At 70.7% G+C, this 12,852-nt stretch carries 13 protein-coding genes; 11 read left to right on the top strand and 2 right to left on the bottom strand.

Features of this window, described 5'->3' with window-relative positions:
* Positions 1 to 28 precede the first annotated feature (28 nt).
* From ACX9GQ_RS15035 to trmB, 7 genes are all read left to right on the top strand, one after another.
* Positions 29 to 1,069, top strand: coding sequence for a PhoH family protein (locus tag ACX9GQ_RS15035; RefSeq protein ID WP_459630599.1), 1,041 nt, complete (start codon positions 29 to 31; stop codon positions 1,067 to 1,069).
* Entirely contained in the window at positions 1,069 to 1,590 is a 522-nt protein-coding gene (gene ybeY, locus ACX9GQ_RS15030; RefSeq protein ID WP_459630374.1) for an rRNA maturation RNase YbeY, read from the top strand. The genes ACX9GQ_RS15035 and ybeY overlap by 1 nt, the downstream gene beginning before the upstream one ends.
* Before the next feature lie 35 nt (positions 1,591 to 1,625).
* Positions 1,626 to 2,690, top strand: a complete 1,065-nt coding sequence (locus ACX9GQ_RS15025) for a hemolysin family protein (protein ID WP_459630373.1) — start codon at positions 1,626 to 1,628, stop codon at positions 2,688 to 2,690.
* Positions 2,690 to 4,279: an apolipoprotein N-acyltransferase gene (lnt, locus tag ACX9GQ_RS15020; protein ID WP_459630372.1), complete on the top strand. Its 1,590-nt coding sequence runs from the start codon at positions 2,690 to 2,692 to the stop codon at positions 4,277 to 4,279. Before ACX9GQ_RS15025 ends, lnt begins: the two co-directional genes overlap by 1 nt.
* A 145-nt stretch (positions 4,280 to 4,424) precedes the next feature.
* On the top strand, positions 4,425 to 4,889 hold the full coding sequence (locus tag ACX9GQ_RS15015; protein WP_459630371.1) for a helix-turn-helix domain-containing protein: 465 nt from the start codon (positions 4,425 to 4,427) through the stop codon (positions 4,887 to 4,889).
* 133 nt (positions 4,890 to 5,022) lie between these two features.
* Positions 5,023 to 6,213, top strand: a complete 1,191-nt coding sequence (gene metK, locus ACX9GQ_RS15010) for a methionine adenosyltransferase (RefSeq protein ID WP_459630370.1) — start codon at positions 5,023 to 5,025, stop codon at positions 6,211 to 6,213.
* Between the two features lie 9 nt (positions 6,214 to 6,222).
* Entirely contained in the window at positions 6,223 to 6,909 is a 687-nt protein-coding gene (gene trmB, locus ACX9GQ_RS15005; protein WP_459630369.1) for a tRNA (guanosine(46)-N7)-methyltransferase TrmB, read from the top strand.
* Positions 6,910 to 6,915: 6 nt separating this feature from the next.
* Here trmB and ACX9GQ_RS15000 read toward each other — a convergent pair whose 3' ends face one another.
* Complete coding sequence (locus tag ACX9GQ_RS15000; RefSeq protein ID WP_459630368.1) at positions 6,916 to 8,049, bottom strand: DUF2336 domain-containing protein; 1,134 nt, start codon at positions 8,047 to 8,049, stop codon at positions 6,916 to 6,918.
* 113 nt (positions 8,050 to 8,162) lie between these two features.
* The gene (locus tag ACX9GQ_RS14995) at positions 8,163 to 9,257 is read right to left on the bottom strand and encodes a DUF2336 domain-containing protein (protein ID WP_459630367.1); all 1,095 of its coding nucleotides are present in this window, start codon (positions 9,255 to 9,257) and stop codon (positions 8,163 to 8,165) included.
* Between the two features lie 245 nt (positions 9,258 to 9,502).
* Here ACX9GQ_RS14995 and rimP point away from each other — a divergent pair, with 245 nt between their 5' ends.
* From rimP to ACX9GQ_RS14975, 4 genes are all read left to right on the top strand, one after another.
* Positions 9,503 to 10,252, top strand: coding sequence for a ribosome maturation factor RimP (gene rimP / locus ACX9GQ_RS14990; RefSeq protein ID WP_459630366.1), 750 nt, complete (start codon positions 9,503 to 9,505; stop codon positions 10,250 to 10,252).
* 5 nt (positions 10,253 to 10,257) lie between these two features.
* On the top strand, positions 10,258 to 11,865 hold the full coding sequence (nusA, locus tag ACX9GQ_RS14985; protein ID WP_459630365.1) for a transcription termination factor NusA: 1,608 nt from the start codon (positions 10,258 to 10,260) through the stop codon (positions 11,863 to 11,865).
* A 19-nt stretch (positions 11,866 to 11,884) separates the two neighbouring features.
* Positions 11,885 to 12,604, top strand: a complete 720-nt coding sequence (locus tag ACX9GQ_RS14980) for an RNA-binding protein (protein ID WP_459630364.1) — start codon at positions 11,885 to 11,887, stop codon at positions 12,602 to 12,604.
* Positions 12,597 to 12,852 (top strand): translation initiation factor IF-2 associated domain-containing protein (locus ACX9GQ_RS14975; protein ID WP_459630363.1); only part of this gene is annotated, 256 nt, incomplete at its 3' end. The genes ACX9GQ_RS14980 and ACX9GQ_RS14975, both read left to right, overlap by 8 nt.

Raw genomic sequence — 12,852 nt, 5'->3', positions numbered from 1 at the left:
GGGCGCAGCGCATGAGGACACCGTGTCGGTGAGGCCCGAGGGAGGTCCCCGCTTTCCCCGGTCCGGCGGCCCGCAGGGCGTGGCGGAGACGGCCGAGATCAAGCTGACTTTCGCCGACAATCGCCTGGCGAGCCTCGTCTTCGGCCAGTACGACCAGAACATCGCGCATCTGGAGCGACGCCTCGGGGTGGTGGCCAACGCCAACGGCAACTACGTCGTCATCAAGGGCGCGCCCGAGATCGCCGAGCAGGCCCGCAGGGTGCTGGAGCGCCTCTACGAGCGGGTCCGGGGCGACACGCCGCTCACCACCGGGGACGTCGACGGCGTCATCCAGGAGACGGCGATGCAGGGCACGCTGTTCCCGGTCGCGGACCCCGCTTCGTCGGGCTTCGAGGAGATCGCCACCCGCCGCCGCCGCGTCCGGGCCCGCAACGCAGCGCAGCATGCCTATCTGCGGTTGCTGAAGCGGCACGAGCTCGTCTTTGCGGAGGGGCCGGCGGGCACGGGCAAGACCTGGCTCGCAGTCGGCCATGCGGTGTCGCTGCTCGAGAACGGCACGGTCGAGCGCCTGATCCTGTCGCGTCCCGCGGTCGAAGCCGGCGAGCGGCTCGGCTTCCTGCCCGGCGACATGAAGGAGAAGGTCGACCCGTACCTGCGGCCGATCTACGACGCGCTGTACGACTTCATGGAGGCACGGCACGTCGAGCGTGGGCTCCAGACCGGCATGATCGAGATCGCGCCGCTTGCCTTCATGCGCGGGCGCACGCTCACCAACGCCGTGGTGCTGCTCGACGAGGCGCAGAACACCACCGGCATGCAGATGAAGATGTTCCTCACCCGCCTGGGCGAGGGCTCGCGGATGATCATCAACGGCGACCCGACGCAGATCGACCTGCCGCCCGGGCAGAAGTCCGGCCTCGTCGAGGCCGTCCGCATCCTGCGCGGCGTCGAGGGCATCGGCTATGCCGCCTTCGCCGAGGGCGACGTGGTGCGCCACGACCTCGTGCGCCGGATCGTCGGCGCCTACGAGGCGGACCTGCGCGGGCCGGCGGAACCGCCGAAGCCGTGATGGGCATCGCGGCGGACATCGCCATCGAGGACCCGGGCTGGGACGAGGTTCCGGACGCGGAGGCCCTCGTCGAGACCGCCCTGGGCGCGGCTGCGGCGGCCTGCGGCATCCGGCTGATGCCCGGCGCCGCGGTGAGCGTGCTGCTCGCCGGCGACGGGCGCATCCGCGAGATCAACAAGGAGTGGCGCGGTCTCGACAAGCCCACCAACGTCCTCTCCTTCGCCGCGCTGCCGCCGGAGCGCCTGCGGCGGGACGCCTCGCGCACGCCGTTCCTCGGCGACATCGCACTGGCGCTGGGCGTGCTGCAGCGCGAGGCGGCGGAGGAAGGCAAGCCCCTGCGGGACCACATCTTGCATCTCGTGGTGCATGGCTTCCTGCATCTCGTCGGCTACGACCACGAGACCGAGGCGCAGGCGGCCGAGATGGAGGGGCTCGAGACCCGCATCCTTGCGGGGCTCGGGGTTCCCGATCCATATGGTAGCGACGCGGAGGCCCGGGCGACGGCCGCAGGGTCCCGCTGAGGCCGCCTTTCGCGGCAGGAACAAGACCGAGGCTCATGACATCCGACGATTCCAGTACCGCCACGCCCGCCGCCCGGCCCGCTTCCGCGGCCGAACGGCAGGCGCAGCCCGCTGACAGCTTCATCGACCGCCTTCTCGTGAAGCTCGGCTTCCGCAGCCCGGCCTCGATGCGGGACGACCTGGTCGATGCCCTCTCCGAGGGGGCGCCCGCGACCGACTTCTCGCCGCAGGAGCGGGCCATGCTCCGCAACGTCCTGCGGCTGCGCACGAACCGCGTGCAGGACGTGATGGTGCCCCGCGCCGACATCGTCGCGGTGTCCATCGAGATCACGCTCGGCGAGCTGCTGCGGGTGTTCCGCACTGCTGGCCACTCGCGCCTGCCGGTCTATGCCGAGACGCTCGACGACCCGCGCGGGATGGTCCACATCCGCGACTTCCTCGACTACATGGCCGGCCGGGCCGAATCCTCGCCCGGCCGCCGGCGGCGCAAGGCCCCGGTCGACGCCCCCGACCTCGGAAAGGTCGATCTCTCCACGCCCCTCTCGGCGGCGCGCATCCTGCGCCCGGTGCTGTTCGTGCCGCCGTCCATGCCGGCGCTCGATCTGCTGGTGAAGATGCAGACGCTGCGCACCCACATGGCGCTCGTGATCGACGAGTACGGCGGCACCGACGGCCTCGTCTCCATCGAGGACCTCGTCGAGATCGTCGTCGGCGAGATCGAGGACGAGCACGACGAGGACGAGACGCCAGAGATCGTGCCGGCCGCCGACGGCAGCTTCATCGCCGACGCGCGCGCCAGCCTGGAGGACGCGGCGGCCACCTTCGGCGTCGACCTTGCCGGCGACGAATCGGCCGAGGACGTGGACACGCTCGGCGGCCTCATCGCCACGCTCGCCGGCCGTGTGCCGGTCCGCGGCGAGATCGTCGCCCACAGTTCCGGCCTCGAGTTCGAGATCCTCGACGCGGATCCCCGTCGCATCAAGCGGCTGCGGGTTCATCCCGCCGAGAGCCGCACGCCGCCCGCCGGCCAGACGCTGGCGCTGCCGGCTCCCGACGCCCCGCAGGACGCGCCCTCGACGGCGGCCCCCTCCGACCGTTGATGCAGGATTTCGCGCACCGGATCGTGCTGGCCTGGGGCTGGCCCCGGGCCCTTCTCGCGATCGCCAGCGGCGCCGTCGGCGCGCTGGCGCTGCCGCCATTCGGCGTGTTGCCGGCGCTGGCCGTGTCCCTCGGCATCGCGGTGCTCCTGCTCGACGGGGCGGCCGCGGCGACGGGCCGGTTCGCCTGGCCGACGCTGCGCGCGGCGGCATGGACCGGCTGGTGCTTCGGCTTCGGCTACTTCGTCGCCGGCCTGTGGTGGCTCGGCGCGGCCTTTCTCGTCGAACCCGACCAGTTTGCCCTGCTCATGCCTCTCGGCGTGCTGGGCCTGCCGGCGGTGCTCGCCCTGTTCATGGCGGCCGGGTTCGTCATCGCGCGGATGCTCTGGAGCCCCGGCGCCGCGCGCATCCTCGCGCTGGCCGCGGGGCTCGGCATCTCGGAGTGGCTGCGCGGGCACCTGTTCACGGGGTTCCCGTGGAACGTCCCGGGGATGGCCTTCGCCGGCCACCTCGTCCTCGCCCAGGCCGCGAGCCTCGTGGGGCTCGAGGGGCTGACCCCGATCGCGGTGGCCATCGCGGCGGCGCCGGTCACGCTCCTCACCGGACACGGCCGCGCCCGCTGGGCGCCGACCGCGGCAGCGGTTGCCGCGCTGGCGCTACTCGCGGGCTTCGGCGCGCTGCGCCTCGCCACGGGCGAGGTCGCCGACGTGCCGGGGGTGAAGCTGCGGATCGTGCAGCCCAACATCCCGCAGGACGAGAAATTCCGGCCGGAGAACGGCCCCCTGATCCTGCGTCGCTACCTCGAGTTCAGCGACCGCGCCACGTCCCCCGAGCGCACCGGCGTGGCCGACGTGACGCACCTCGTCTGGCCGGAATCGGCGTTCCCCTTCGTGCTGGCGCGCGAGCCCGCGGCGCTGGCGCAGATCGGGGAGTTCCTGCCCAAGGGGGTGACGCTCGTCACCGGCGCCGTGCGCATGCTGGAGCCGCTGCCTGGCGAGGCGGGCCGGCGCTTCTTCAACGCCATCCAGGTGGTCGCGGACGACGGCACCGTGGTTGCCAGCGCCGACAAGGCCCATCTCGTGCCCTTCGGCGAGTACCTGCCCTTCTCGAACCTGCTGACGGCGCTGGGCCTTCGCCAGTTCGTCAACGCGCCGGGCGGCTTCGACGCGGCGCCGCGCCGCCAGAGGCTCGCCGTGCCCGGGCTGCCGCCGGTCGCCCCGCTCGTCTGCTACGAGGCGATCTTCCCCGGCGAGGTGCTGCCGGACGGCCCCCGCCCGGGGCTGCTGCTGAACCTGACCAACGACGCGTGGTTCGGCATCACGCCCGGGCCCTGGCAGCACTTCGAGCAGGCCCGGCTGCGCTCCGTCGAGGAGGGCCTGCCGCTCGTTCGCGCCGCCAACAACGGTGTCTCGGCGATCGTCGACCCCTACGGCCGGGTGCTCGCCTCGCTGCCGCTGGGCGCGGAGGGCGTGCTGGACGGCACGCTGCCACAGGCCATCGCGCCGCCTCCCTACGCGCGATACCCCCTGATTTCGCAGATCGTCTTGATACTTTTTTCCCTCTTCGCCGCACTTGGTGCACGGCGGGTTTGACACTCCCCGACGAATTGCAGAAACTTCGACGCAACCGGGGGTCGTTACCTCGGTCGAGACGGATCCAATTTCCGGATCCAGCCTTTTTCACCGCCTTTCATTCACCGGGCCGCAGTGCTCGGACCACAAATTTCGAGGTGTCGTTATGGTCACGAAGAAGTCTCCGAATCCGGTCGACAAGCATGTCGGCAGCCGCGTCCGGATGCGCCGCGTTCTCATCGGCATGAGCCAGGAACGTCTCGGCGATGCACTGGGACTTACCTTCCAGCAGGTGCAGAAGTACGAGAAGGGAACGAACCGGATCGGCGCCAGCCGTCTCCAGCAGATCTCGCAGATCCTCGGAATGCCGGTCGAATTCTTCTTCGAGGGCGCTCCGCTTCCCGAGGCCCAGGTCCCGGCCGACGGCTTCAGCGAGGTCTCCGATACGCCCTATGTCGCCGATTTCCTGGCGTCGAACGAGGGAGTGCAGCTCAACCGGGCGTTTCTGCGCATTCGCGACCCGAAGTTGCGGCGACGCGTGGTCGACCTGGTCACGGCCATCGCCGGGGAGGACGAGCTCCTCCACGAGGCCTCTGACGCAGCCAGCGGCGCCCTGCAGTCCGCCGTCTGATCGTTACCATGTCGTTCGTCATTAAGAACGTTTCCGCCGATTCGGCTTGACCTGACGAACGGACCCTGCCAGAGACCTCGCATCGGTGTGCCCGGCCCCCAGGCCGGGCGCCTTCAGCGCGAGCGAGGGTCCTGTGGCGCGGTCCAACTATCTGTTCACGAGCGAGTCCGTTTCCGAGGGCCATCCCGACAAGGTCTGCGACCGCATCTCGGACGAGGTGGTGGATGCCTTCTTCCGCGCCGCCGCCGACCAGGGCTGGAACCCGAAGGATGTCCGCGTGGCCTGCGAGACGCTCGCCACGACGAACAAGGTCGTGATCGCCGGCGAGACGCGCGGCCCGGCCACCCTGACGCGTGACTTCATCGCCCATACCGCCCGCCTCGCCATCCGCGACATCGGCTACGAGCAGGAGGGCTTCCACTGGGAGACCGCCGACATCGAGGTGCTGCTGCACGCGCAGTCGGTGGACATCGCCCAGGGCGTCGACTCGGCCGGCAACAAGGACGAGGGCGCGGGCGACCAGGGCATCATGTTCGGCTACGCCTGCCGCGAGACGCCCGAGCTGATGCCGGCGCCGCTCTACTACGCCCATAACATCCTGAAGCTGATGTCTCAGGCGCGCCGCAGCGGCGAGAGCGCCGTGCTCGGCCCCGACGCCAAGAGCCAGGTCACCGTCCGCTACGAGAACGGCAAGCCCGTCGGCGTGACGCAGATCGTCGTCTCGACGCAGCACCTCGACGGCAGCCTGACCTCGCACGACGTGCGCGGCATCGTCGAGCCCTACGTCCGCAAGGCCCTGCCCGCCGGCTGGATCGACGCCTCGACCATCTGGCACGTCAACCCGACCGGCAAGTTCGTCATCGGCGGTCCGGACGGCGACTGCGGCCTCACCGGCCGCAAGATCATCGTCGACACCTATGGTGGCGCGGCCCCGCACGGCGGCGGCGCCTTCTCGGGCAAGGACCCGACCAAGGTGGACCGCTCGGCCGCCTACGCGGCGCGCTACCTGGCCAAGAACGTCGTCGCGGCCGGCCTCGCCGACCGCTGCACGATCCAGCTCTCCTACGCCATCGGCGTCGCGCGCCCGCTGTCGATCTACGCCGACCTGCACGGCACCGGCAACGTTGACGAGGGTCGCCTCGAGGAGGCGCTGATGAAGGCGATGGACCTGTCGCCGCGCGGCATCCGCGAGCATCTCAAGCTGAACCGCCCGATCTACGCCCGCACCGCTGCCTACGGCCACTTCGGCCGCGCGCCGGAGGCGGACGGGGGCTTCAGCTGGGAGAAGACCGATCTCGTCGACGAGATCCGCAGCCACCTCTGAGACGCGGCGATGACCGGCGACGGTCGCGCCGGCGCCTTCTTCGGGCGCCGGAAGGGGCACCGGCTGCGGGCAGGGCAGGCGGGACTGTTCGACACGGTCCTGCCGGCGCTGCGCATCGACATCGCGTCGGGCGTTCCGGAACCGGCCGCCCTGTTCCCGGTCCCGGTGGAGGCCGTCCGCCTGGAGATCGGATTCGGCGGCGGCGAGCACCTGCTGGCCCGGGCGCGCGCCCATCCCCGCATCGGCTTCATCGGCTGCGAGCCGTTCGTCAACGGCATGGCAAAGCTGCTCGCGGCGATTGAGTCCGAGGGGTTGCGCAATATCCGCCTGTGGGACGGCGACGCCGCGGACCTGCTGCGCGTGCTGCCGGACGGCAGGCTCGAGACCGTCTATCTCCTGTACCCGGACCCTTGGCCCAAGCGCCGGCACAACAAGCGGCGCTTCGTCTCGGACGAGCGGCTGGCGGAGATCGCCCGCGTCCTGGCTCCGGGCGGGTCTTTCCGCTTCGCAAGCGACATCGACCACTATGTCGGGTGGACGCTGGCGCGCATCCTGAGATCGCCCGCCCTGCAGTGGACGGCGACGGGGCCGGACGACTGGCGCCGGCCCTTCGAGGGATGGCCGGGCACGCGCTACGAGGCGAAGGCGCTGCGCGAAGGCCGCCGGCCGAGCTACATCACCGCGTGCCGTCGCTGACGGCGGTCAAAGGCCGACGACGCTGCCGAGGCCGGGCGCGCCGCTGATGGCGTTTCCGGGGTCGCGCGCCCGCAGGAAGCGCACGACGCGCTGCGCCGTCACCCTGTTCAGCGTCTCGTAGCCATTGCGGAGCTTGCCGACGTGGATGGCCACGCCCTGGGGCTGCTTCTTCAGCCGCCGCAGCGCGTCCACCGTCTCCCAGGAGAAGTCGAGCGACCGGCAGACGATCAGCAGAAGGTCGTCCGGCGGGTCCGTCAGCATCTTTTCCGCGAACGGGGGCGGAACCTGCGCGAGCAGGTTGAGCGCAGCACCGGCTTCCGGGACGTTGCCGGACAGCGCATAGGTATAGACGTCGCTCTCGCACAGGGTTCCGGCCTCGGCCTTGCGGGCGGCATCGCCGGCCGGGACGGACGGGCCGAGCGTCTGCCACAGGGCACCGACGGCCTCCGCCAGCCCGGTCGCGGCGCCGGCCTCGACCGCCGCGTCCACTGCGCCGCTCTCGCGGTCGCCCAGCGTCGCGAGCAGGCGCTGGCGGACGGAGGCCTTGGCCACCTCGATCAGCTCCTTGAGCCTGTGCAGCGGCAGATCCGGGCGTTCGCCCAGCATGGCCTGCAGCGCCTCGTCGTGGCGGGAGCGGGAGACCAGCCGGCCGTATCCGCCGTCCGAGAAGCGGGCTTTCGGATTGCGCACCGCCGCATGGAGCACGACCTGGTCGCCGTGCTCGACGAGGACGTCGGTGACGGTCTCCGAGAGGCTGTCGCGCTCGGTGATGGCGATCATGTGGTTGCGCCCGAGTGCGAGCGCCACGTCCACGAGATCCTGGTCGGAAAGGCGGGGCGAGCGGGACAGGATGGGCCGTGCCACGAGGATTTCGTCCCGGGCCAGCCGGCGCATGAGGCCGGGCGGGGCGTTGTCGAGGTCGGCGAGGCGCTCGGCGAGTTCGGCGCGCGCATGCGCCTCGATCCGCGCCGCCAGCATCGAGATGACTTCGTCGAACACGGCCACGTGCTCGTCGCGCAGCCGCTCGCAGTCGCGCAGGAACAGGTCGGTGATCCGGCGGACGGTCTCGGCGTTGCGCTCCGGGTCGTTCGTCGCGGAGGCGGATCGAGGGTCGAAGCCGGAAACGGTGGCGGCTGGCATCAGGTGGTCCGGTGCGAGGTCTGCGAAGCACCATGCCTGCGCGGAATTGGGGTGCGCTTAAGCCGATCCGTCAAAATGTTCCGATCGGCTGCATCCGCTAGTCCTTCCACAAGCTAGGACTTGACCATCTTCTGCTTGGCCACCACGAAGCGCATGACGCGCTGCGCGGTCGGCACGCTGAGCGCCTCATAGCTGGCGAAGGCGTTCTTCAGCAGCGACTGCGGCGGATTCCGTCCGGACTTGGCGCCCAGCAGCAGCTTGAACGTCGGCCAGCCGAAGCGCACGCCCCGCACCACGAAGAGCAGCGGGTCGAAATGGGCGGCCCCGTAGGCCTGTCCCATCAGTTCGGGTTCCATCTTCGCGAGCCGGCCGATGCACACAAGCGCGTCCGCCACCTTGTCCTCGCGCAGCAGCCGCTGGACCGTGTCCTCGGTCAGCTCGCCCTGCGCCTCGATGGCGTCCACCCGCGGCACGGCCGCGAGCAGGTCCTCGGTCAGCACGATGGTGGAGCCGTCCGAGAGCAGCGTCTCGGTGCCCGCGTCCAGCGCGGCGTCGATGGAGGCCGCCGATTCCCCGGTACTGGCGATCAGGTCGCGGCGTGCACGCTCCTTGGCGGCCTCGACGAGCATGTCGAGCCGCTCGGTCGTGAGGTCGCTGCGCGTCTCCAGGATGTTCTGCAACCGAGGGTCGGCCATGGCCTTCTGGACGAGCGTCTCGAAGCCCAGGGCCGAGAAGGCGGCCGTGGTGTTTCCCGCGACCGAGCGCACCACGCGCTGGTCGCCGCGGCTCAGCAGCACGTCGGTCACGGCCTCGGTGAGGTTCTTGCGCACCGAGAGCGCGAGCAGGTGGTCCTGGCCCCGCTCGCGGGCGATCTCGACGAGGTCGCTCTCCTCGAGACGGGTGGAGCGCTGCAGCACGGGGCCGGCGACCTCGATGCTCTGGTCGAAGGCCAGGTCGCGGACCGTCTGGCGCGGGGCGTTGGCGACGTCGGCCAGCCGCTCGGCGAGTTCGACGCGGGCGCGGAACTCGATCTCGTGCGCGAGACGGACGATGACCTCGTCGAAGACGCCGACATGGTCCTCGTTGAGGTTCGGCGAGAGGTCGACGAACAGGCCCGTCAGGCGACGCAACGTCTCCGCGCGGCGCGCGTCCTCGCCGCTGGCGATGGCGTCCTCGACGTCCCGGACGAGCGAATTGAAGGCCTGCATTCTGCACTCCCTGACGGGGCGGAGAATGGCATGGGAATACTCACCAAAAGGTTCATTGGCGGCTTGATGCAAGTCGTGCGGGAGTGCAGGTCCGTTCGATCGTGCTTGCATCGGGACGGTTGCTGCGTATAGTGCGCGCCATCCAAGACATCTCATGGCGATCGTGATCGCATTGAGAGAGTGGGGCCGGCGAGGCTCCGCTCCCTTCGGCGCAACATGATCGGAACTGACGGACCACGGACGGCGTGAGCGAGCTCGACGAACCCAGGATCATCACGGACGGCGGCGTCGCCGCGCGCGTCGGCGCGGTGGTCGAGCCCGTCCTCATGGACCTCGGCTTCCGCCTGGTGCGCGTCCGCGTGTCGAGCCAGAACGGTTGCACCGTGCAGATCATGGCCGAGCGGCCGGACGGCACGTTCTCTGTCGACGACTGCGAGGCGGTCAGCAAGGCTGTGTCGCCCGCGCTCGACGTCGACGACCCGATCGACCGGGCCTACCACCTCGAGATCTCGTCGCCTGGGATCGACCGGCCGCTCGTCCGCGCCTCGGATTTCGGCCGCTGGGCTGGCCACGAGGCGAAGATCGAGATGGCTGTGCCCGTCAACGGCCGCAAGCGCTTCCGCGCTGTCATCGCCGGCGTCGAGGGCCCGGCGGTCGCCGTGGACCGCACCGACGCCAAGGCGGACGAGGAAAAGCGCGTGCTCCTCCCGCTCGCCGATCTCGGCGAGGCCCGGCTCGTTCTGACCGACGATCTCATCCGCGAATCCCTGCGCCGCGACAAGGCGGCCAAGAGGGCCGCGGCCGGCGGTGCCGCAGAGGGCGATGCCGACGAGAGCGACGGGGAGCAGGAGCCCGTTCCGCCCCGCAAGGCCGGCGGCGGCTCGCCGAAGGCCAAGAATTCCACGCCCGGGGCCCGCAAGCCCGGGGCCCAGAACCCGAAGACGCGGACCGGCGGCGACGCCCGCCCGGCACGCCGGACCCGAGAGAAGGAGTGACCTCCATGGCCGTCAGCGCCAACAGGCTCGAGCTTCTGCAGATCGCCGACGCAGTCGCCCGCGAGAAGGTGATCGACCGCCAGATCGTGCTCACCGCGATGGAGGACGCCATCGCCAAGGCGGCCCGCTCGCGCTACGGCACCGAGACCGAGGTCCACGCCGAGATCAACCCGCGGACGGGCGAGCTCCGGCTCTCCCGCTACCTGCACGTGGTGGAGCGGGTCGAGAACCCGGCCATCGAGATCGCCCTGCCCGACGCCCAGCGCTTCAACCCCGCCGCGCAGGTGGGCGACACCATCGCCGACACGCTGCCGCCTTTCGACTTCGGCCGCATCGCCGCCCAGTCGGCCAAGCAGGTCATCGTGCAGAAGGTGCGCGAGGCCGAGCGCGACCGGCAGTACGAGGAGTACAAGGACCGCATCGGCGAGATCGTCAACGGCGTGGTGAAGCGCGCCGAGTACGGCAACGTCATCGTCGACCTCGGCCGCGGCGAGGGCATCGTCCGCCGCGACGAACTGATCCCGCGCGAGGCGTTCCGGCCCGGCGACCGCATCCGCGCCTATGTCTACGACGTGCGGCGCGAGCAGCGCGGCCCGCAGATCTTCCTGTCGCGCACGCACCCGCAGTTCATGGCGAAGCTCTTCGCCCAGGAGGTGCCGGAGATCTACGACGGCATCATCGAGGTGAAGGCGGTCGCTCGCGATCCGGGCTCGCGCGCCAAGATCGCGGTCATTTCGCGCGACTCCTCGATCGACCCGGTCGGCGCCTGCGTCGGCATGCGCGGCTCGCGCGTGCAGGCCGTGGTCGGCGAGCTGCAGGGCGAGAAGATCGACATCATCCCGTGGTCGCCGGACGTCGCGACCTTCATCGTCAACGCACTGCAGCCGGCCGAGGTTGCCAAGGTCGTGCTCGACGAGGACGCGGAGCGCATCGAGGTGGTGGTGCCGGACGACCAGCTGTCGCTGGCCATCGGCCGCCGCGGCCAGAACGTCCGCCTCGCCTCGCAGCTCACGGGCTGGGACATCGACATCCTGACCGAGGCGGAGGAATCCGAGCGGCGGCAGAAGGAGTTCGTCGAGCGCACGGGCATCTTCATGGAGGCGCTGGACGTCGACGAGGTCGTCGGCCAGCTGCTGGCGTCGGAAGGGTTCCGGTCGGTCGAGGAGATCGCCTATGTCGAGCCGGCCGAGCTGGCCTCGATCGAGGGCTTCGACGAGGAGACCGCGGCCGAGATCCAGGCCCGCGCCCAGGACTACCTGGCCCGCATCGAGGCTGAGCTCGACGCCCGCCGCATCGAGCTGGGCGTCGCCGACGAACTCAAGGAGATCGACGGCGTCACCACGGCGATGCTGGTGAAGCTCGGCGAGAACGATGTGAAGTCGGTCGAGGACCTCGCCGGCTGTGCCACGGACGATCTCGTCGGCTGGAGCGAGCGCAAGGGCGGCGAGACGACCCGCCATGCAGGCTTCTTCGACGGCATCGAGATTTCCCGCGAGGAGGCCGAGGCCCTGATCATGTCCGCGCGCGTCAAGGCGGGCTGGATCGAGGCGCTGCCGGAGCCGGCGGCGGATGAGACGGAAGGCGAGGCCGAGGCCGAGGCGGCCGGGGCCTGAACGGCCGGAGGTCGCCGTCATGGCGCCGCGCCGGATTCCCGATGGTGACGACGGAGACGGCCTCGGCCGCCTCTGTGTCGCGACGCGAACGGTCAGGCCTGTCGAGGCGTTGATCCGCTTCGTGGCGGGACCCGACGGTGCCCTGGTGCCGGACCTCCGGAACCGCCTGCCGGGCCGTGGCGTGTGGGTCGGCGCGCAGCGGGCGCTGGTCGAGGAGGCGATGCGCCGCAAGGCGTTCGCCCGCAGCCTGAAGCAGCCGGTGACGGTGTCGCCGCGCCTCGCCGAAGAGGTCGAGGCGCTGCTGGAGAAGGCGGCGCGCGAGGCGGTGAGCCTCGCCAACAAGGCAGGAGCGGTGGTCTCGGGCTTTTCGAAAGTCGAGGCCGCCATCGGGCAGGAGAAACTGGCCGGCGTGCTGGAGGCCGCGGATGCGGCTCCGGACGGGGTCAGGAAGATCGCGCAGGCGTTGCGCCGGCGCTTCGGCCATGCGGCCGAAGCGGTTCCGGTCGTCGCGGTGCTCGATTCGACGCAATTGGGTTTGGCATTGGGACGGTCCCATGTGATACATGCTGCGCTCCTGGACGGGCCCGTGGGCCGCGCTGCACTCGCGCGGTTGCGGGCCTTGGAGCGCTACCGCGATCCGACGCCGCCTCCGGCGGCCGGTGCGGGCGATGATCACGCAGACGATTTGGCGACCGGTACCACGACGCGGGTTCCCGCAGGACAAGGGCGGAATGACTGATACGAAGAACAGCGGTGACAAGACGCTTCACGTCCCCTCGAAGACGTTGAGCCTCAAGCGTCCCGTGGAGCAGGGCGTCGTCCGCCAGAGTTTCTCCCACGGGCGCACTAAGGCCGTCGTCGTCGAGAAGGTGAAGCGCCGCGTCATCGGCCCGGGCGAGGCGAAGCCCGAGCCGGCTGCTCCGGCGGCGCCCGCCGCACCGCGCGCCGCGGCACCCGCCGCGTGTGGTTCGCCGGCGCGTGGCACGA

It is taken from the genome of Alsobacter sp. R-9 (genome assembly GCF_054612375.1).
This window is presented reverse-complemented; position numbering and strand designations above follow the sequence as displayed.